The 20,551-nt window shown below is 61.0% G+C and carries 14 protein-coding genes; 2 read left to right on the top strand and 12 right to left on the bottom strand.

Features of this window, described 5'->3' with window-relative positions; genetic code table 11:
* Positions 1 to 13 precede the first annotated feature (13 nt).
* From glgB to EQW76_RS13630, 11 genes are all read right to left on the bottom strand, one after another.
* The gene (glgB, locus tag EQW76_RS13680; protein WP_142824935.1) at positions 14 to 2,251 is read right to left on the bottom strand and encodes a 1,4-alpha-glucan branching protein GlgB; all 2,238 of its coding nucleotides are present in this window, start codon (positions 2,249 to 2,251) and stop codon (positions 14 to 16) included.
* Positions 2,248 to 5,538, bottom strand: coding sequence for a maltose alpha-D-glucosyltransferase (treS, locus tag EQW76_RS13675; RefSeq protein ID WP_142824934.1), 3,291 nt, complete (start codon positions 5,536 to 5,538; stop codon positions 2,248 to 2,250). Before treS ends, glgB begins: the two co-directional genes overlap by 4 nt.
* Positions 5,539 to 8,802, bottom strand: coding sequence for a maltotransferase domain-containing protein (locus tag EQW76_RS13670; protein WP_142824933.1), 3,264 nt, complete (start codon positions 8,800 to 8,802; stop codon positions 5,539 to 5,541). It abuts the gene before it with no gap.
* A 241-nt stretch (positions 8,803 to 9,043) separates the two neighbouring features.
* Positions 9,044 to 9,352: a hypothetical protein gene (locus EQW76_RS13665; RefSeq protein WP_142824932.1), complete on the bottom strand. Its 309-nt coding sequence runs from the start codon at positions 9,350 to 9,352 to the stop codon at positions 9,044 to 9,046.
* A 90-nt stretch (positions 9,353 to 9,442) separates the two neighbouring features.
* Positions 9,443 to 10,825, bottom strand: a complete 1,383-nt coding sequence (locus EQW76_RS13660) for an FGGY-family carbohydrate kinase (RefSeq protein WP_142824931.1) — start codon at positions 10,823 to 10,825, stop codon at positions 9,443 to 9,445.
* The gene (rhaM, locus tag EQW76_RS13655) at positions 10,822 to 11,148 is read right to left on the bottom strand and encodes an L-rhamnose mutarotase (RefSeq protein WP_142824930.1); all 327 of its coding nucleotides are present in this window, start codon (positions 11,146 to 11,148) and stop codon (positions 10,822 to 10,824) included. Before rhaM ends, EQW76_RS13660 begins: the two co-directional genes overlap by 4 nt.
* Complete coding sequence (locus EQW76_RS13650) at positions 11,145 to 12,158, bottom strand: ABC transporter permease (protein WP_142824929.1); 1,014 nt, start codon at positions 12,156 to 12,158, stop codon at positions 11,145 to 11,147. Before EQW76_RS13650 ends, rhaM begins: the two co-directional genes overlap by 4 nt.
* A complete protein-coding gene (locus EQW76_RS13645; protein ID WP_142824928.1) occupies positions 12,155 to 13,159 on the bottom strand; it encodes an ABC transporter permease in 1,005 nt (334 codons plus the stop codon). The genes EQW76_RS13650 and EQW76_RS13645 overlap by 4 nt, the downstream gene beginning before the upstream one ends.
* Positions 13,160 to 13,168: 9 nt before the next feature.
* Complete coding sequence (locus tag EQW76_RS13640) at positions 13,169 to 14,704, bottom strand: sugar ABC transporter ATP-binding protein (RefSeq protein ID WP_142824927.1); 1,536 nt, start codon at positions 14,702 to 14,704, stop codon at positions 13,169 to 13,171.
* Between the two features lie 75 nt (positions 14,705 to 14,779).
* Positions 14,780 to 15,775 carry a rhamnose ABC transporter substrate-binding protein gene (rhaS, locus tag EQW76_RS13635; protein ID WP_111221143.1) on the bottom strand — a complete coding sequence of 332 codons (996 nt, stop codon included), beginning with the start codon at positions 15,773 to 15,775 and terminating at the stop codon, positions 14,780 to 14,782.
* A 49-nt stretch (positions 15,776 to 15,824) separates the two neighbouring features.
* Positions 15,825 to 16,640, bottom strand: coding sequence for a DeoR/GlpR family DNA-binding transcription regulator (locus tag EQW76_RS13630; RefSeq protein WP_142824926.1), 816 nt, complete (start codon positions 16,638 to 16,640; stop codon positions 15,825 to 15,827).
* A 198-nt stretch (positions 16,641 to 16,838) separates the two neighbouring features.
* On the opposite strand from EQW76_RS13630, the gene EQW76_RS13625 reads away from it, so the two are divergent.
* Complete coding sequence (locus EQW76_RS13625) at positions 16,839 to 18,932, top strand: bifunctional rhamnulose-1-phosphate aldolase/short-chain dehydrogenase (protein WP_142824925.1); 2,094 nt, start codon at positions 16,839 to 16,841, stop codon at positions 18,930 to 18,932.
* A 3-nt stretch (positions 18,933 to 18,935) separates the two neighbouring features.
* Here EQW76_RS13625 and EQW76_RS13620 read toward each other — a convergent pair whose 3' ends face one another.
* Positions 18,936 to 19,094 (bottom strand): YqaE/Pmp3 family membrane protein, encoded by a 159-nt coding sequence (locus EQW76_RS13620; protein ID WP_142824924.1) that lies wholly within the window; start codon positions 19,092 to 19,094, stop codon positions 18,936 to 18,938.
* Between the two features lie 82 nt (positions 19,095 to 19,176).
* Between EQW76_RS13620 and rhaI the strand changes: the two genes are divergently transcribed.
* Positions 19,177 to 20,469 (top strand): L-rhamnose catabolism isomerase, encoded by a 1,293-nt coding sequence (gene rhaI, locus EQW76_RS13615; protein ID WP_142824923.1) that lies wholly within the window; start codon positions 19,177 to 19,179, stop codon positions 20,467 to 20,469.
* Positions 20,470 to 20,551 lie beyond the last annotated feature (82 nt).

Below are 20,551 nucleotides of genomic sequence, written 5' to 3'. Positions count from 1 at the left end.
TTGGCCTGCGAACTCAGCGCTCCGGGACGGATGCCTTTGTTTCTGCAGACCAGCGCAGGAACAGCGTAGACAGCGGCGGCAGCATCACCGACAGCGACGCATCCTGGCCGTGCGCCGGAATGTCCTCGGTCCACACGCCACCGGCGTTGCCGATGTTGGCGCCGCCGTAGACGGCTGCGTCGGAGTTCAGCACCTCCGCCCAATGGCCAGCCTCCGGCACGCCGACCCGGTAGCCGTGGCGCGGCACCGGCGTGAAGTTGCAGAGAACCAGCATCATCTGCTTGCCATCGGCCGAGCGGCGCAACATGCCGATGACGGAGTTGACCGCGTCGTCGGGCACCGCCCACGAAAAGCCCTCGCCATGGACATCGCTGAACTGCAGCGCGGCTTCATCGCGATAGAGGTGGTTCAGGTCACGCACGAGACGCTGCATGCCGGCGTGTTGAGGCTGGTCGAGCAGGTCCCAGACAACCGAGGCGTCATGGTTCCACTCGGTTGTCTGGGCAATCTCACCGCCCATGAAGATGAGCTTTTTGCCCGGATGACCCCAGAGGAAGCCGAAATAGGCACGAAGATTGGCAAAACGCTGCCAGTCGTCGCCCGGCATCTTGCCGATCAGCGAGCCCTTTCCATGAACAACCTCGTCATGCGACAGCGGCATCATGAATTTTTCGGTGTACTGGTAGACCAGTCCGAACGTCATCATTCCGTGGACGTATGAGCGATAGACCGGATCCTTCTCGATGTAATCGAGCGAATCGTGCATCCACCCCATATTCCACTTGAAGTCGAAGCCCAGGCCACCGTCTTCCGGCGACTTGGTGACGCCTGGCCAAGCGGTCGATTCCTCGGCGATCATCAGGGCATCGGGGCATCGCTCGTGGACGATGGCATTCAGGTGCTTCAGAAAATCGACGGATTCGAGATTTTCACGGCCACCATATTTGTTGGGGATCCATTCGTCGGCATTGCGGCTGTAATTGCGGTACAGCATCGATGCAACGGCATCGACCCGCAGTCCGTCGATGTGGTAGCGCTCGATCCATTCCAGAGCGCTGGAAATAAGGAAGCTTTTCACCTCGTTGCGTCCGAGGTTGTAGATCAGCGTATTCCAGTCCCGATGAAAACCTTCGCGCGGATCTTCGTGCTCGTACAGTGCGCTGCCGTCGAAACGGGCAAGACCCCAGGGATCTGTCGGAAAATGCGCCGGCACCCAATCGAGGATGATGCCGATGCCTGCCGCATGGGCGCGGTCGACGAAATAGGCGAAATCCTCGGGGGTGCCGTATCGCCCCGTCGGTGCAAACAGGCCAAGCGGCTGATAGCCCCAGGAGCCGCCGAAGGGGTATTCCATGATCGGCAGGAACTCGAGATGAGTAAAGCCCATGTCGCGTGCATAAGGAATGAGCCTCTGGCTGAGTTCCATCCAGTTCAGATGCCGGTTGCCTTCTTCGGGGATCCGGACCCAGGAACTGAGATGCACCTCGTAGACCGACATCGGTGCGTCATCGTCCTGTCGCGCCTTGCGGGAGGCCAGCCATTCGGCGTCGTTCCACTGGAAGGGCGTGCTGCGCGCAACGATAGACGCGGTTGCCGGCGCAGCTTCGCTGGCCCGGGCCACGGGGTCGGCCTTCTGCGCAAGGACAGTACCGCCGGAGTCGATGATCTCGTACTTGTAGTGATCGCCGGGACCGAGGCGCGGCACGAAGATTTCCCACACGCCAGCATTCGGGCGCAACCGCATCGGGTGGCGCCGACCGTCCCAGGAGTTGAAATCCCCGACCACGGAAACACGCCGAGCATTCGGAGCCCAGACCGCAAACCGGACGCCGGCAATACCCTCGACGGACATCGCCTGCGCGCCAAGAACCTTCCCGAGTTTGTAGTGATTGCCCTCGGCCAGAAGGTGCAGGTCAAGGTCGCCTAGTAGCGGGGGGAAGGAATAGGGATCTTCCGTCTCCTGGATAGCGTCCGGCCAGTGGATGCGCAGACGATATTCCGGGCGTCCTTCGACTGCACCCGCAAACAGACCATTCTGGAAGACCGGCTGCAGCTGCGCAAGGATCTCGCCACTGCCGGCTGCAATGACGTCGACGGAGATGGCACCTGGGATATAGGCGCGGATCACGTATCCGCTGCCGAAACCATGCAGCCCGAGGACGGAAAACGGATCGCCGTGGCGGCCCTCAACGAGAGCATACAGGGCGTCATGATCTATTCCCGCCAGAAGATCGGCGTTGGCAAGCGTCATAGGTCGTTCTCCAGCAGGCGATCGACAATCATCGACAGGCCACGCAACGGGATAGGAAGCCATTTCGGCCTGTTGCCGGCCTCATAGGCGATTTCATAGGCAGCCTTCCCGATCAGGAAGAGATCGAGGATGCGGCTACGCTGCTCCGACGGCATCGCCAGCTGAGGCGAACTTGCCGAGGCTGCGAAATATTCCTCGAGGAAGCGGACTTCCGCTTCTGCCGTAAACTGGTCGATCATCGCGCGGCGCGTTTCGCCGGCACTGTCGACGAGCACCTGCTTGTCGCTGTCGGCAGACGCGGCCACATAGTTGAGCGAACGCAGGAAACCGGCGACATCGCGTAGCGGGCTGGTCTTGGCACGGCGTTCCTCGAGATCGCGCGTCGGCTCTCCCTCGAAATCGATGATGTAGGCATCGTCCTCCGATACCAGGATCTGTCCGAGATGGAAGTCGCCGTGGATGCGGGTCATCAGGGTGCCGACAGCGGCATCGGCGAGCTTGCCGATAGCCGGAATGATGCGCTCGCGGCGCGACAATACCCGGTCGGCCAAAGCCATCCCGGCAGGATCGAGGCTGTCCTGCGACTGCTCGATGATATCGAGAGCGTTCGAGAGCTGTGACAAGACGCTGTCACGCCATTCGTTCGCGGTCGCCTGATCGACCTTCAGAGGCGCGAAGGCCGGGTTATCGCTCGGGGCGGCAAGGGCTGCGTGCAGTTCGCCAAGGCGGCGGCCAACTACGGCAGTGAAGTCGCCAAGTGGGCGGAACGGATTTTCGCTCTCTGCGTGACGTTCTTCTTCCGAGACCAGCAACTGATCCGTCGTCAGGCGCAGGCCGTCGAGCATCCAGTTCCAGGCATCGCCCTGATTGCGGATGGCGCCCTGGACGATGATCAGCGTGTAACGGTGACCGTCCGCATCGGTACGGGTCACTTCGCCCAGCAGCGGTGCGCTGTGGGTATAACCGACCTCCGTCAGATGGCGGGTCATCTCGACTTCGGGATGCACACCTTCGAATACGTGGCGGATCAGCTTGACCATAGCGAGGTCGCCAATCACCAGCGAGCTGTTCGACTGTTCGGCCGAGAGCCAGACGATGGGCAGGTCGCCGTGCAAAGCGATTTCATCGAGCTTTTCGCTGCCGATGAAGTCGAGAGTGCCGGCCTTGCCCGAAATCGTCGAGCGTTCTGCCAGAGCCTGCAAGGTCGCACGCGCCATACTTTCCATGGCGAAGCCGTCGGTCAGCAGGCCGACGCGACGTCCCTGACGAACGCGAGCGAGCGCCAGCTGCTGGGCGAGAATAGGCGGGTGCATATCATCCCAGGCAAAGCTGAGCGGCAGGAAGTAGCGTTCCGAGCGATCGTCGAACTCGACCTCCAGCTCGGACATGATCACACCGTCTGCAAACGGCATGGGGGTCGCCGCGACCAACATCGCGTTCTTCACCCTCTCTCCCTTGGCGCCAAACCAGCGACGACGAGCGAGATAGGAAGGCAGGATATCGCGCGACAGCACAGCCGCGTTGCGACCGTCTTCCATCAGTTCCAGCAGGTTGTGCTTCAGAACAATGGTGACGAATTCGTCCATCTGCTCCGGTGGCGGAGTGCGCCATACCGGGCCGTCGGTCTCGCCCGCGAGCTTGAACCAGAAGAAGCCATATGGCTGCAGCGTCAGGAGATAGGTCAATTGGCCAATGGGCGGGAAGGCTGACATGCCGGTCATCTCGACCGGTATCCGGCCCTCGAATTCGGAAAGGTCGAGCTCCACCGCCTGCGGCAGGCGAGACAGGTTGACCACACAGAGGATCGTCTCGTCGCCGTACTCGCGCAGATAGGCAAGAATTTTGCGGTTTGCAGGTTTCAGGAACCGGATCGTGCCGCGACCGAAGGCCGTGTGACGACCGCGCAGCGCAAGCATGCGCCGCGTCCAGTTCAGCAGCGAATGGGCGTCGGTGTTCTGCGCTTCGACGTTGAGTGCACCGTAGCCATAGATCGGGTCCATGATCGGCGGCAAGACGAGCCGTGCCGGGTCCCCGTGTGAGAAGCCACCATTGCGATCGGGTGACCATTGCATCGGCGTACGCACGCCGTCGCGGTCACCGAGATAGATGTTGTCGCCCATGCCGATCTCGTCGCCGTAGTAGAGGACCGGCGTGCCGGGCATCGACAACAGCAGCGCATTCATCAGCTCGACGCGACGGCGGTCACGCTCCATCAATGGCGCCAGCCGGCGGCGAATGCCAAGATTGATGCGGGCCCGACGGTCCGAAGCGTAGGTGTTCCAGAGGTAATCGCGCTCCTCGTCGGTCACCATCTCGAGCGTCAGTTCGTCATGGTTGCGCAGGAAGATCGCCCACTGGCAATTGTCCGGAATATCCGGTGTCTGGCGCAGGATGTCGGTGATCGGGAAGCGGTCTTCCTTGGCAATTGCCATGTACATGCGCGGCATCAGCGGAAAGTGGAATGCCATGTGGCACTCGTCGCCATCGCCAAAATAGTCCCGCGTGTCTTCCGGCCACTGGTTCGCCTCGGCGAGCAGCATCTTGCCGGGATGGCTCTCGTCCATGGCGGCACGGATCTGCTTCAGGATCGCATGCGTCTCCTCGAGATTCTCGTTATTGGTCCCCTCGCGCTCGACGAGATAGGGGATTGCGTCGAGGCGGAAGGCGTCGATGCCCGTATCCAGCCAGAAGCGCATCGCCTTCATCAACTCGTCCATGACAGCCGGATTGTCGAAGTTTAGGTCAGGCTGGTGCGAATAGAAGCGATGCCAATAATACTGGCCAGCCGCCGCATCCCAGGTCCAGTTCGACTTTTCCGTATCGATAAAGATGATCCGGGTTTCCGGGAACTTCTGGTCCGTGTCCGACCAGACGTAGAAATCCCGTTCCGGCGAACCCGGTGCTGCCAGCCGCGCACGCTGGAACCAGGGGTGCTGGTCGGAGGTGTGGTTGATGACCAACTCGATGATGACGCGCATCCCGCGCTCGTGCGCACCGGCAACGAACTCGCGGAAGTCGTCCATCGTCCCGTAGTCGGGGCTGACATTGGTGTAATCGGCAATGTCGTAGCCATCGTCGCGGCGAGGCGAAGGGAAGAACGGCAGCACCCAGATGGCGGTGACGCCGAGAGCTGCGATATAGTCAAGCTTCTGGGTAAGGCCCTGGAAGTCGCCGATACCATCGCCATTGCTGTCGAAAAACGACTTGATGTGCAGCTGGTAGATGATGGCGTCCTTGTACCAGAGCGGATCCTGGCCAAGCTTTTCGTTGATGATGATATTGTCCATTTAAATCTCCCGAACACTGCTACGCCAGATGGAAAAGGGCACGCCCGGCTCAAACCGGAGATGTTGCCGCTTGCCTGTCCAGGTCATTCGATTGCCATGCATGAGGTCTTCGACGAAAAGGCTGCCGTTATCTGGAAGGCCCGAGGCCCACAGCGGAATTTCGACGTCGGCTTCCTGCACGTTATGAGGGTCGAGGCTGACCGCCACGAGCACGACGTTGTCTCGACTCGGCGTCGCCTTTTCGAAGAAGAGAATGTTATCGTTCCAAGCCGGCAGCAGGGTCAGGCCCAGATGCGAATGCAGCGCCGGATTGTGCTTGCGGATGCCGTTCAGCCGGGTGATCTCGGCGATGATGTTGCCCGGTCGATCCCAGTCCCAGGCCCGAATCTCGTACTTCTCGCTGTCGGCATATTCCTTGCGCTTGGCATCCGGACGGCCCTCGCAGAGCTCGAAACCGTTATAGACGCCCCAGAGACCCGAAAGCGTGGCAGCGAGTGCAGCACGGATCAGGTAGGCGGAGCGCGGCGCGTTCTGCAGAAAATCAGGGTTGATATCGTGGGTGTTGACGAAGAAATGCGGGCGGAAGAAATCCTTCGGCGCCGTTTCCGTCAGCTCGCGCATATAGGCCTCCAGCTCCCACTTGGCATTGCGCCAGGTGAAGTACGTATAGGACTGGGAGAACCCGACCTTGGCGAGGCGGTACATCACCTTCGGCTTGGTGAAGGCTTCCGACAGGAACACCACGTCTGGATGTCGGCTGCGGATATCGGCGATCATCCACTCCCAGAAGGGGAAAGGCTTGGTGTGCGGATTATCGACGCGAAACAGCTTCACACCGTGATCGACCCAGAGCTGGACGACATCGCGCAACGCGGTCCAAAGCCCCGGCACAGCGTCCTTGGCATAGAAATCGACGTTGACGATGTCCTCGTATTTCTTCGGTGGATTTTCCGCATAGCGCACGGTCCCGTCCGGCCGCCAGTCGAACCAGCCCGGATGCTGCTTCAGCCATGGGTGGTCTGGCGAGGCCTGGATGGCAAGGTCGAGTGCGATTTCCAGGCCGTGCTCGTGAGCCGCCTCGACCAGCCGATCGAAATCGGCGAAGGTACCGAGTTCAGAATGGATGGCATCGTGGCCCCCATCGGCAGCGCCGATGGCGTAGGGGCTGCCCGGATCCTGCTCCGACGCATTGAGGGTGTTGTTGCGACCCTTGCGGTTCGTCTTGCCGATTGGATGGATCGGCGGGAAATAAAGAACGTCGAAACCCATCTCGCGGATGGCGGGCAGACGGCCGATCACGTCGTCGAATGTGCCGTGACGGTTCGGATCGCCGCTCTGCGAGCGTGGAAAGATCTGGTACCAGCTGGCAAAACCTGCTGCCTGCCGTTCGGCGTCCACCGGGTACGCTGCGCTGCGCACTTTGAACGGGCGGTGATCCGCCTGTTTCATCAGCGACGATGTTTCGCCAGCCAGCAAAAGCTGCACGCGAGCCTTGTCGTCCGCCTTGGTGAGACTGTCCGCTAACGTTTCAAGCCGCGTGGCGATATTGCCGCTATTCTTGGCGATCGCAGACTTGACGAGACCGAGGCCTTCCTGAAGTTCAAGCTTCAGGTCGAGCTTGGCGTCGTTCTTCTTCACGAGTTCGTAGCGGAAGATGGCAAACGGGTCGCGCCAGGCTTCGATGACGAATTCATGCCGGCCCATGCGCTGAAGTTCGAATTCCGCCCACCAGCGATCATTGCCGATCAACTGCATGCGGACTTCCGACCAGGTGTCCTCATCGACGGCGCGCCACAGGAGGGATGCCGAGAGCGGATCGTGGCCATCGCCGAAAATGTCAGCCTCGACACGAACTGTCTGTCCGACAGTGGTTTTCACCGCGAAGCGACCGTCATCTACCGACGGCGTCACCTCTTCTATCGCCAGTCGTGGCGTCGCGGCAGCGTCCGTCGCCGGCAGGTGAGCTTGCGACAAAATCGCCTTGCTGGCCTTGCCCTCGAATACCCTGACCTCGCCGGGAAGCAGACTGATGATTTTCTCAGCGTCCAGCGTCGCGCCATCGGCCAAGCTCAAAAGTGGGAGGAAGCCAGCCGAATTTTCGGAAAGCATTCCCACTGGCAACAGCGCAGATTTGCGCAGGTCGCTATTGACTGCAATCAGCCTCTGCGTGCTGGCAAAGCGCGCATCGGCGGCGTCTGAGCGGATGAGGATGGAGACCGGCGTCGACGAGCCGACGACCACGCGGACCGACTGTCTTTCGAACGCCGCGTTCTGCTTCTGAAGGTTTGCATTGACCCGCCGGACCTCGCCCGAAAGGTCAAGAAGACCATCGTGACGCAAGGAGGAGATGCCGCGTCCGTTGCCGGCCGTCATGTCGAGGGCGAGAGACGCGCCGAATTCGAACCCCATCGGTATCAGCAGACCGTCGCCGAATTCAGCTGCTATCAGCAGTGCACGACGCGCTTTGCGCTCGATCGTCTCCAGGTCTTCCGCACCATGGGCGATCCGGCGACCGAACGGTGCTTCTGGAAACGCAATGTCGAGACCGATTGCGCGGTGAAGATCATGCTCCTCGACGATCCAATCGCCACGCTGGTCCCACCAGCAGATAGACGAGAAGGCACCGTCAAATCCCGCGCTTTGCAGAGCGCGGCGGACAGAGAAGGCCGTGCCCGGGGTCCAGGCATAGAAATGGGTGTCTGGCGCAATCTCGCGGGCAGCGCTGATCAACCGTGTCCAGGCAGATGAAGGTACCCTGTCGATGCCGAGGCAGCGGAAGCCCGAAATGCCAACCGATACCAGTGCATCGAGACGGACCTGCCATTGGCGCAGGTTTTCCTCCTCCGCCTCGCTGCCGGTTGAAAAGTGCTTGGCATGCCTCTCCTCGGGCGAAATGCGCGGATCGGAAACTACGCCGCCGTTCGTCGATTCTACAGTTGAAATGCGATCTATGACGATGTCGATCATGAAGTTGAGGCCGCGTTGGCGGGCCGCGGCGGCGAGGGCCTGAAGCCCCTCGACGGTATTCCCGAGGCTTTGCAGCGATGGCGTCAGCCGATCCGGGTCGCTGGGAACGAACACGCTTTCGCCCGGCAGTGTCAGGAACGGCGGGGCTGAAAGGACGGTGTCGAAACCCAGGGCTGAGGCGTGATCGAAGACAGCCGACCAGGCGCTCATGCCGTCGAGCATCAGGGGATGGACGTAATAAATGCGTGGTGGTCGACGCCGTGTTTGCTGATCGTTCCGTAAGGTAGACGCTTGCATCGTTCTCGGCCCCGCTGGCCGAGCCGGAGGGCTGCGACCGGATTTTGGTTTGCCAAGTGGAACGGTAGGCAGCCTCCATTGTTCCGCCGACGAGCAGGTTTATCCTCCGGCAGAAACTTTTCGGGCGGGCAGGAAAATTGATTTTCAGGGCATATTGGCCTGGAGCGTCAGCCATCTGCGGAATTCTGTCCGCATAGCTCCGAAGTCGTTGCGCTCACTTCAAGAAATAGCGCAAAAGCCTTCAGTGAATAACGATGGGGTGGCCGGGGCAGATCGCCTCGCCGATCATCTGGTCCATATGCTCATCAGCCACTTCGACCAGCGAAATTGCGATATCCTCGGGTTTCCAGCCTTCATCAAGGGCCTCACGCACCACCCTTTCCACCGCACGGCGAAGAGACTCCCGGCAGCGCCAGTTGCTGTCGTCGGCAAGCAGCAGAGGGTTCTTCGGCGTTTTTGGCATAGCGTCCCCTAGCGCGAGGCCTTGGTTTGACGGGTCGTTGCTGTCTTGATCGATACGCGGCGCCGCCATGGCTGCCAATCGTCTCATATACTATCTGTGGTAACCGCCACTCTTGGCAAGACACGAAGACGCAATCCCGGCCAAAATCGCCGACGGCGGGGAAGTGCAACGAGGAGGCTAGCGCTGGCGCGTGCGCTGATGCCATAGCGCGCTGTAGTCATCGAGCGGGGGCAGGGGGAAACCGGCCTGGGCCCGCACGGTCAGACCCGCCGGCGCAATGCCCGTCAGCAGTGCAGCACCGAGGCTGGTGCCCGTGGAGCCCGGCAGCGCGACGACATCGAGGCCGGTCAGTGCGGAGAGCGCCGCTATATAGATGCGGTTGAGCGCGAACGGTCCTTCGACGACAATGCTGCCGCCGGCGCCGATCAGATCGAGGCAGGCCTGCGTCATGAGGGCGAGATACAGTCCGGCGGCAGCACACCGCTCTGCAAGTGTCGCCTCCGCGTCGTTCAACCATTGCATTTGTGCGCCGGGAAAGGGACCTGAACCGGGGACCACGTTTGGTAACAGCATCAGACGTCGCTCGATGACGGCACTCACCGCCTTCTCGGCATCCTCGGGGGCGACATCGCCGAACGCTCTCGCCAGCACTTCGAACTCCCGACCGCCCATGAACCGCGACGAGGGAACGGCGCGACCATAGGCGTCCACATTGGCGAGCGTATCGCGGCCAGGATCGAGCCCGTCCATATCGCCGCCAACCGCAAAGCTGACCACCCATGTCCCGGTCGAGACTACAGTGAAGGGTGAGGGGCGGCCGATCAGGTGTGGCAGCAGCGAAGCGTTGCTGTCATGGATGCCGCAGAAGACAGGAATTTCACCGCCAACTCCGATCTCGGCGGCAATCGAAGCAGAGATCGGCCCAAGGACATCGAACGCCGAACGGATCGGCGCCATTTTGGCACGGATGCCAAGCAGGTCAACGAGCGGCGAGTAGTCTGAGGATGCCGGCAGCCACAGATCCGTATGACAGCCGAGCGATGTCATTTCGTTGGCAGCTACGCCGGTCAGCCGCCAGGCCCAGTATTGCGGATAGGTAAGAATGGTCGCAACCCTGGCAAAGGCCTCGGGAAAGACCGTCTTCTGGTAATGCAACTGCGCACCGAGATTAAGGCCGACGGCAAGCGAGGGCGAGAACGTTTCGGCGAAATCCGGGCGCAGAGCGAGGTACTCCGCGCGAATGGCCGGGTCGTAGGGATGCTCATAATCCAGCACGGGCAGCGCGAGCGCGCCCTCGGCATCGAGCAATGCGGCACAAGCCCCATGGGTGGTGATCGACACAGCATCGAAACCCGGCGCAACCGCGAAATCGGCCAGCGCTTTCATCGTGAAGCGCCACAAGGCTTCGATATCGTAGTGGGGATAGGGGCCGTCTTGCAGTACGCCGTTGCCGGTCTTAACGACGGCGACCTCCCTACCGGTCCGGGCATCGAGCACGACCACCTTGGCATTCGTCTTGCCGATGTCGAGGACGGCGATGCGCCGGAAGGCCGCGCTCATGGCAGATGAAAGAGCGTCACGAGATCGCTCTGCTCAGGCGAATTATCCGGATTGGTGGCCATGATATCGGCCATGTGCGCCCACCAGCGCTGCATCACCGGGTGGGCCGGAAGGCTCGCCATCGTGTGACCCTTCGGCCGCGTCAGCACGCCGAACAGCGTGTTGGTTTCGCGGTCGAGATGGATGGAATAGTCGCTGGCCCCGGAAATGTGTAGCAAGTCGACCAGTTCCGGCCAGATCTCGTCGTGACGCCGGCGGTATTCGGCTTCCATGCCGGGATTGAGCCGCATCTTGAAAGCGTACTTTTCGAGTTCGCCGGTCATTTGCCGCCCATGGCCTTTATGCGCCGCACGATGATGGGCAGCGCGATGGTGATAATCAGCAGCAGGCCGATGAAAATCGACATGACGATGCCGGGAACATTGAGCAAGCCGAGGCCGAAGGTGACGAGACCCATGACAAAGGCAGCAATGACGACGCCGCCGATAGTGCCGGAGCCGCCGAGGATGGACACGCCGCCGAGCACGACCATGGTCACCACTTCCAACTCCCACCCTTGCGCTATCGACGGCCGCGTCGAACCGAGCCGCGAGGTGAGGCAGACCGAAGCCAGGCCGCTCATGACGCCGGTCAAAAGGAAGAGGATGAACTTTATCCGCTCGACCGGAATGCCGGAGAACCTCGCTGCAAACTCGTTGTTTCCGATCACATAGACCTGCCGTCCGAAATTGGTGGCATGCAGCAGGATGGCAAACAGGATCGCAAGCACGAGGAACAGCACGAACTCGAATGAGAAAACCCAGACGACGTAACCCTGTCCGAAGAAGGCGAAGTCCTCGGGATAGCTCCCGAACGCCTGGTCCCCGAGGACGATGTAGGAAATGCCGCGAAACAGGCTCATCGTGCCGATGGTAACCACAATAGACGGCAACTTTAGCACGGAGACCAGAATGCCGTTGAACAGCCCACACAGCAGCCCGACACCGAGGCCGATGGCAACCAGCCCGACGGTATCGACGCCGGCCTGCGCCGCATAGCCCATCGCCGTCGAGGCAAGCGCAATGATCGCTGCCACCGACAGGTCGATTTCGCCGGCAATGATCAGCAGCGCCATGGCAAAGGCGATCATCGCCTTTTCGGTGAAATTGTATGTCGCGTCCGAAAGATTGTAGGCGTCTAGGAAGTAAGGCGAGGCCAGCGAGTTGAAGATGAAGATCAGGATGGCGACGCCAAACAGCAGCACCTCCCAGCTGGCCATGATACGCCGGAAGGGCGTTCCCAGCCGGTCGGGAATGGCGCGTCGCTCGGTCTGTGTCTCGGGAACGGCACTCATGCTGCCACCTCGTTGGTGATGGTGTCGCGGGCCGCCTTGTCGCGCAGGATGATACGGCCGCGATTGCGTTCACGGCGCGCATTGAAGACGACGGCGAGGATGATGACGGTGCCGGAGATCGCCATCTGCGTGAACGGCGAGATACCGATCACAGGCAGCGCGTTCTTGATGACGCCGAGAAACAGTGCGCCGAGCACGGTGCCGGCCACAGAGCCGACGCCGCCCGCAATCGAGATGCCGCCGATGACGCAGGCGGCGACGCTGTCGAGCTCGAAGCCGTTGGCAATATCGACATAGGCGACCGCATAGCGCGACACCCAGAGATAGCCGCTCAGGCCCGCCAGCGCTCCCGACAGCACGAAGGCAAAGAAGCGCGTCCTGCCGACATCGACACCGGCATAGACGGCAGCAACGGCATTGCCGCCTGCGGCATAGGCGGCGCGGCCGAAGGGCGTGAATTTCAAAACAAAGTATATGAGCGCGACGACAACGATACCGATCCAGCCGAGCACCGGCAGGCCGAATATCATCGTTCGCGGGACGTTGAGAAAGACCGGCGTCATCTGGTGCGCGTTGACCCACGCCCCGCCCGACAGCACGAAAGCCATGCCGCGATAGATAGTCAGCGTGCCAAGGGTAACGACGATCGGCGGCATTTCCAGCGCCCAGACGAGGTAGCCGTTGATAGCGCCGAGTGCTGCACCGATGACGATGGCGACCAAGATGAGGGCCGCCAGCGGAATGCCGGGGAAGCTGGAATTCAGCATGGCAATTGCCATGCCGGTCAGCGCAAGGTTGGCGGCAACAGACAGGTCGATGGACTTGGTGAGGATTACCGTCATCTGGGCCAGTGCCAGGATGATGAGGATCGAGGTGTCGTTGAAGATGTTGGAAAGGTTGCCGGGCGCGGCGAAACCCGCGGCGCGGGTGGAAAAGCCTGATATCATCACCAGAATGATGATGAACAGCAGCGTTTCGCGCTTTTTCAGGAGACGGGACATGGGTTTATCCTAAACATTGCCGGTGGCAGCGCACACCAGGGTTTCCGGCGTCAGCGCATCGCGGTCGAACAGGCCTGCCGACAGGCCTTCCTTCATGACGAGCACCCGGTCCGCCATGCCGATGATTTCAGGCAGCTCCGACGAGATCATGATGATGCTCAGGCCCTCGGCGGCCAGTTCGCTGATGAACTGGTGGACGGCAGCCTTGGAGCCGATATCGATGCCCTTGGTCGGCTCATCGAGAATGATGACCTTCGGCAGCGTCGCCAACCATTTGCCGATCACCACCTTCTGCTGGTTGCCGCCCGACAGCGTGCCGACAGGCACGGACAGGGCAGCCGCGCGCAGGTCCAGCCGCTCGGCGTATTTGCGGGCCAGTGCCAGCTCGCTCGCAGCGTTCAGGAAACCCTTGCGCGATGTGCGCACCAGAGACGGCAGCGACATGTTCTGGAAAATCGGCATCGGCAGAGCCAGCCCATGGCGGCCGCGCTCTTCCGGCACGTAGACGATGCCGGCCCGGATCGCATCCAGCGGCGAGCGAATGGCAATCTCCTTGCCGTCAAGCGTCAGCTTGCCGGAAAGAGGTTTGGTAATGCCGAACAGCGACTGGCAGAGTTCCGAGCGGCCGGCGCCGATGAGCCCGTAGATGCCGAGGATTTCGCCACGACGGAGCTCGAAGGAGATGTCGCGGAATTCCGTCGCATGGCAATAGCGCTCGACGGCAAGGACCGTGGCGCCGATGTCGACGGCCATCTTCGGAAAGGCATCCTTGACGTCGCGGCCGACCATCATGCGGACGATCTCGTCCTGCGGCGTGTCCTTCAGACGGCCATGGCCGACGGCCCGGCCATCGCGGAAGACGGCAAAATTGTCGGCGATCTCATAGACCTCATCGAACTTGTGGCTGATGAACAGGATCGCCTTGCCCTTCGCCTTCAGGCCCTCGACGATGCGAAAGAGATCGTCGATCTCCTTGCGCGAGAGGGCGGCCGTCGGCTCGTCCATGATGACGATGCGCGCCTCGATGGACAGCGCGCGGGCGATGGCGACGAGATGGCGCTGGGCAATCGACAGGTCCTTCAGGCGGATCGTAGGATCGATGGCGCTTTCGAGCGAAACGAGCAGCGCCTTGGCGCGGCTGTTCATCGTCTTCCAGTCGATCGTCCGCCATGCCGTGCGCGGCGCGTGGCCGAGAAAGATATTTTCCGCCACCGTCAGTTCGTCGAACAGCACGGTTTCCTGGTGAATTGCCGTAACGCCGGCGTCGATCGAGGCCTGGGCGCTGGAGAACGTTGTTGGCTTGCCGTCTACAAGGATCTCGCCTTCGTTCGGACGGTAGATGCCTGTCAGGATCTTCACCAGCGTCGACTTGCCGGCACCGTTCTCGCCGATCAGCGCCGTCACCTTGCCGGGATAGAGCGCGATACTGACGTTATCGAGCGCCTTGACGCCCGGAAAGATCTGCGAAATTCCGCGCATTTCCAGGATCGCCGTCTCCGGCGCTGGCGGGCTATCCACGACGGGGTATTGAAGGGCAGCAGTCATCAGCGGTCTACCGGTTAAGATTTCCAGTCCCGGCGGCACGGTGCCGCCGGGTGGTGAGCTTTGGCTGAGAGCCGATCAGAAGACTTTCGAGAACTGGTCGATGTTGGACGCGTTGTAGACGAAGGGATCGGACATGGCGGCTTCGCCCTTGTCGTCGACCTTGATCTTGCCCATGCGGCCGGCCGGGATTTCGCTGCCTGGCGCACCCTTGGTCTCACCCTTCACGAGGCGGTAGGCGATCTGTGTGGCCGAATAGCCAAGGTCGATCGGATTCCAGATGGCGAATTCCTTGGTTGCGCCGGACTTGATGGCGCCGGCCATTTCGGAGGGCAGTCCGAGACCGGTGACATAGACCTGGCCGATCTTGCCGGCATCCTTGACAGCCTGCGAGGCGGCGAGAACACCCACGGTGGTCGGCGCAACGATGACCTTGACTTCAGGATGCGAGGTCAGGATGCCCTGCGCTTCGCGGTAGCTCTTGTCCGACAGATCGTCGCCGTAGACGGTCGTGACGAGGGTCATGCCCGGAAAGTCCTTCATCTGCTTCTTCATCTCGGCAATCCAGATGTTCTGGTTGGTCGAGGTGGTCGTGGCAGACAGGATGGCGAAGTCACCCTTGCCGCCGTCGAGATGATCCTTGACCAGCGTCAGGCACATCTTGCCGATCAACTCGTTGGACGACGGGTTGAGCTGCAGGATACGGCCGGCCTTTGCGACGCCGGAATCGAACGAGATCACCTTGATGCCGCGCTGGGCCGCCTTCTTCAGGGCCGGTACGACAGCATCGGGATCGTTGGCCGAGATGGCGATGGCATCGACGCCCTGGGCGATCAGCGAATTGATGACTTCGATCTGGCCTTCGGCCGTCGTCGTGGTCGGGCCAGTATAGATGACCTCGACGCCGCCCAGTTCCTTGGCTGCTTCCTGAGCGCCCTTGTTGGCCGCTTCAAAGAAGCCGTTGCCGAGCGATTTGACCACGAGGCCGATCTTGATGTCTTTGGCGTTTGCCGTGCCGGACATCAAGGCTGCGACCAGCGCAACGCCGATCGCCAGTTTCTTCACAATATGCATGTCTCTTCCTCCCGAGTTGATTGGTCTGCGTCACGCCACGCCGGTTCGATTATGCGACCGACGAGGAATCCTCCCTGCCCGACTGCGATGCCGCGACGCTCGCAATCACGAGCCCCACGCCTGCGTCTTCGATCATTCTGACGGACTCCTCCGAGATTCCGTCGTCGGTGATAACGGTCGTCACCCGGTCGAGCGGGCACAAGATCAGGCTCGACCGGCGATGGAACTTGCTGGAATCGACCATGACAATCAGTTCGTCCGCCTGATGCATAAGCTTTTGTTCGCTCTGGATGATCAGCGCATCGGCCTCCATGATCCCCAGCGGGCCAACGCCCTGGGCACCGATGAACATCCGGCGGGCATAGAAATTGCGCGTCGTGTCGTTGTCGAAGGGCGAAAGGATCAGGCTCTGCTCGCGGTAGATCGCGCCGCCCGGGACCGTCACCGAATTTTTCGAATGCTTGACCAGATGCTCGGCGATGGCAAAGGAATTGGTCATCACCTGCAGTCGATGGGCGGCCATGAAATGCACCATCTGGAACGTCGTCGTACCGCCGTTGATGATGATCGCATCGCCGGGGTCGCAGAGCTCGACAGCCTGGCGGGCAATTGCGCGCTTCTTGTCGATATTGACGGATTCGGACACACGGAATGGACGGCCAGCGAGATTGCCCAGCTGCGGCGGATGCACGGCCTCTGCACCGCCACGGACGCGGCGAATCTTGCCCTGTACGTGCAGGGCAGCAATATCACGGCGGATCGTCGCCTCGGAAGCCTCGGTCAATTCGGCAATATCCTGAATTGTGACGACCGACTTTTCCTGGACTGCGCTGATGATGATGCGATGGCGTTCGCGTTCGTGCATCGTCCCCTCCTGGCGCCGTTTATTTCTTAACGGTGACAATGTGTCAATCAGAAACGATCATAAAATTTCATATTGCGCCGCAGCATAACCGAATATGATCGTTTTCGATTGACAAAGAGAGTTTCAGTGAGCGATACCCTCGCAACAATGGGCGGCAAATTACGATCAGAACGCCCGGATACGACATGGGAGGAAGACATGGCTGATATCAGGCTTCTCGATAATCGTTGGGACGATAATTACGCTGCCGGGCTGGATGAGCCGGGCAAGCTGCTCTACCGCTCCAACCTGCTCGGTGCCGACAAGCGCATCACCAATTACGGTGGCGGCAACACGTCAGCCAAGGTGATGGAAACCGATCCGCTCACCGGTGAGAAGGTCAAGGTGCTCTGGGTCAAGGGTTCCGGAGGCGATGTCGGCACGATCAAGCTCGATGGTTTCGCCACTCTCTACCAGGACAAGCTCGACGCCCTGAAGGGCCTCTACAAGGGTCTCCATGACGAGGACCGCATGGTTGGCTTCCTGCCCCATTGCACTTTCAATCTCAACAGCCGCGCCGCCTCGATCGACACGCCGCTGCATGGCTTCGTGCCTTTTACCCATGTCGACCACATGCACCCAGACGCCATTATCGCCATTGCGGCCTCCAAAAGCTCGAAGGAACTGACGCAACAGATCTTTGGTGACGACATCGGCTGGCTGCCTTGGCGCCGGCCGGGCTTCCAACTCGGCCTCGACCTCAGTGCCTTCGTCAAGGACCATCCGAATTCCAAAGGTGTCGTGCTCGAAAGCCACGGCCTCTTCACCTGGGCTGATGACGCCAAGGCCTGCTATGAGCTGACGCTCGACATCATCAACAAGGCAATCGTCTGGTTTGCAGCAGAGACCGAAGGAAAGACGATTTTCGGCGGCGCGGTGACGACGAGCCTGCCGGCAAGCGACCGCCGCGCCATCGCTGCCAAACTGATGCCGGAAATTCGCGGCCGCATCGGCAAGGCAGAGCGCAAGCTCGGCCATTTCGATGACCAGGATGCCGTGCTCGAATTCGTCAACTCCAGGCATCTGGCACCCTTGGGTGCGCTGGGCACGTCGTGCCCCGACCATTTCCTGCGCACCAAGATCAAGCCGCTCATCGTCGACTTCGATCCTTCCATGCCTGACGTCGATGCGGTCATTGCCGGTCTCGACAAGGCACTGGAAGACTACCGCGCCGATTACGCCAGCTACTACGAGAGCTGCAAGCATCCGAATTCCCCAGCCATGCGCGACGCCAATCCGGTGATTTTCCTCATCCCCGGCGTCGGCATGCTGTCTTTTGCCCGCGACAAGGCGACCGCCCGCATTGCCAGCGAATTTTACGTCAACGCGATCAACGTCATGCGCGGCGCATCGACGGTCTCCGAGTATCAGGGCCTGCCGGCGCAGGAAGCATTCGACATCGAATACTGGTTGCTAGAGGAGGCCAAGCTGCAGCGCATGCCGAAGCCGAAGAGCCTTGCCGGCCGTGTCGCCTTCGTCACCGGCGGTGCTGGCGGCATCGGACGCGCCACAGCCTCGCGGCTGATAGCAGAGGGCGCATGCGTCGTGCTCGCCGACATCGACGAAGCGGCGCTTGAAGCAACAAAGGCTGATTTCGCAAAACAGTTCGGCGCCGATACGGTGCGCGGCGTCAGGCTCGATGTCACCAAGGAAGAGGGGGTCATTTCCACCTTCGCCGACGCCTGTGTCGAATTTGGCGGCATCGATATTCTCGTCTCGAACGCCGGCATTGCCTCGTCGGCACCGATCGAGACCACCGAGTTGTCGATGTGGAATCGCAACATCGATATTCTGGCGACCGGCTATTTCCTGGTGTCGCGCGAGGCCTTTCGGCTGTTCCGCAGGCAAAATCTCGGCGGCAATGTCGTATTCGTCGCCTCGAAAAATGGGCTTGCCTCGTCACCGGGTGCGGCAGCCTATTGCACGGCCAAGGCGGCAGAAATCCACCTTGCCCGCTGCCTGGCGCTAGAGGGTGCAGACGCCGGTATCCGCGTCAACACCGTCAACCCGGACGCTGTGCTGCGCGGTTCCAAGATCTGGAATGGAGAATGGCGCGAGCAGCGTGCGGCTTCCTCGAAGATAGAGATAGACGATCTCGAGGAGCACTACCGCAAGCGCTCGCTGCTAAAGCTCAACGTTTTTCCGGAAGACATCGCCGAGGCAATCTACTTCCTGACGTCGGACGCGTCGGCCAAGTCGACCGGCAACATCATCAACGTCGACGCAGGCAACGCGCAGGCTTTCACCCGCTGAGGGCTATTTCCGGAGGATCACCCAGAGGGCGTGGATAATGCCCGGAAAGTAGCCGCAGAGGGTCAGCAGGATGTTGAGCCAGAATTGCAGGCCGAGACCGACCTGCAGGAAGACGCCAACCGGTGGCAGGAAGATTGCGAGCAGTATGCGTATGATATCCAAGGTCGCCTCGTTCATGAATTGGGAGTTCGGGCGGTAGAACGCAGGGGGAGCCCTTTTGTTCGCCGCACCAAGGGAGGATTTTATGGTTGAGCTGAAGATCGCGCAGGATGTCGTTGCGCAGGAGAACGAAAAACGTGCCAGCGCGCTGGACGCCGACTATCAGGCGCTCGGCGCCAGCCTCGATCGCCGTGGCATCGACATCGAGGCCGTCACGCAGAAAGTCTCCGAATTTTTCGTCGCCGTGCCGTCCTGGGGCGTCGGCACCGGCGGCACGCGCTTTGCCCGCTTCCCCGGCACCGGAGAGCCGCGCGGCATCTTCGACAAGCTCGACGACTGCGCGGTCATCAACCAGTTGACCCGCGCAACGCCGGCTGTGTCGCTGCATATCCCGTGGGACAAAACCGACGTCCGCGATCTGAAGGCCAAGGGCGAAAGCCTGGGACTTTCCTTCGACGCGATGAATTCCAACACCTTCTCGGACGCGCCCGGCCAGGACCACTCCTACAAATACGGTTCGCTCAGCCATGTCGACGCAGCAACGCGGACGCAGGCAATCGAGCACAACATCGAATGTATCGAGATCGGCAACGCGCTCGGCTCCAAGGCGCTGACCGTGTGGATCGGCGACGGTTCGAACTTTCCTGGCCAGAGCAATTTCACCAAGGCATTCGAGCGCTATCTCTCGTCCATGGCAGAAGTCTACAAGGCGCTGCCGGACGACTGGCGTATCTTTTCCGAGCACAAGATGTACGAGCCGGCCTTCTATTCGACCATCGTCCAGGACTGGGGCACCAACTACCTGATCGCCCAGACGCTCGGTCCAAAGGCTTTCTGCCTCGTCGATCTCGGCCACCATGCGCCGAATACCAATATCGAGATGATCGTCGCGCGGCTGATCCAGTTCGAGAAGCTCGGGGGCTTTCATTTCAACGATTCGAAATACGGCGACGATGACCTCGACGCCGGCTCGATCGATCCCTACCGGCTGTTCCTGGTATTCAACGAACTGGTCGACGCCGAGCACCGTGGCGTCAAGGGCTTCCACCCGGCGCACATGATCGACCAGTCGCACAACGTCACCGACCCGATCGAAAGCCTGATCTCCAGCGCCAACGAAATCCGCCGCGCCTATGCCCAGGCATTGCTCGTCGATCGCACTGCGCTATCAGGCTATCAGGACGCCAACGACGCGCTGATGGCATCCGACACGCTGAAACGCGCCTATCGCGCCGATGTCGAGCCGATCCTGGCCGAGGCCCGCCGCCGGGCTGGCGGCGCCATCGATCCGGTTGCGACCTATCGGGCCAGCGGATATCGCGCGATGGTCAGCGCCATCCGGCCGGCGTCTACCGGCGGCAGTGGCGGGATCATCTGAGAGCCGTGGAGATACACTTCGCCCGCTGCGATATCCCGGGATAGGCTACCTCCGGATGTGCCGAAAAAATCGCTAAAATGCT

The sequence above is a fragment of the Rhizobium sp. rho-13.1 genome (assembly GCF_007000305.1).
GTDB lineage: Bacteria > Pseudomonadota > Alphaproteobacteria > Rhizobiales > Rhizobiaceae > Rhizobium > Rhizobium rhododendri.
Note: the sequence above shows the minus strand (reverse complement) of the source record. Positions and strands in the feature narration are given on the sequence as shown.

Coding starts and splice junctions, on each gene's coding strand:
- glgB (WP_142824935.1), bottom strand. CDS start 2,251: ATGACGCTTGCCAACGCCGATCTTCTGGCGGGAATAGATCATGACGCC.
- treS (WP_142824934.1), bottom strand. CDS start 5,538: ATGGACAATATCATCATCAACGAAAAGCTTGGCCAGGATCCGCTCTGG.
- EQW76_RS13670 (WP_142824933.1), bottom strand. CDS start 8,802: ATGCAAGCGTCTACCTTACGGAACGATCAGCAAACACGGCGTCGACCA.
- EQW76_RS13665 (WP_142824932.1), bottom strand. CDS start 9,352: ATGAGACGATTGGCAGCCATGGCGGCGCCGCGTATCGATCAAGACAGC.
- EQW76_RS13660 (WP_142824931.1), bottom strand. CDS start 10,825: ATGAGCGCGGCCTTCCGGCGCATCGCCGTCCTCGACATCGGCAAGACG.
- rhaM (WP_142824930.1), bottom strand. CDS start 11,148: ATGACCGGCGAACTCGAAAAGTACGCTTTCAAGATGCGGCTCAATCCC.
- EQW76_RS13650 (WP_142824929.1), bottom strand. CDS start 12,158: ATGAGTGCCGTTCCCGAGACACAGACCGAGCGACGCGCCATTCCCGAC.
- EQW76_RS13645 (WP_142824928.1), bottom strand. CDS start 13,159: ATGTCCCGTCTCCTGAAAAAGCGCGAAACGCTGCTGTTCATCATCATT.
- EQW76_RS13640 (WP_142824927.1), bottom strand. CDS start 14,704: ATGACTGCTGCCCTTCAATACCCCGTCGTGGATAGCCCGCCAGCGCCG.
- rhaS (WP_111221143.1), bottom strand. CDS start 15,775: ATGCATATTGTGAAGAAACTGGCGATCGGCGTTGCGCTGGTCGCAGCC.
- EQW76_RS13630 (WP_142824926.1), bottom strand. CDS start 16,640: ATGCACGAACGCGAACGCCATCGCATCATCATCAGCGCAGTCCAGGAA.
- EQW76_RS13625 (WP_142824925.1), top strand. CDS start 16,839: ATGGCTGATATCAGGCTTCTCGATAATCGTTGGGACGATAATTACGCT.
- rhaI (WP_142824923.1), top strand. CDS start 19,177: ATGGTTGAGCTGAAGATCGCGCAGGATGTCGTTGCGCAGGAGAACGAA.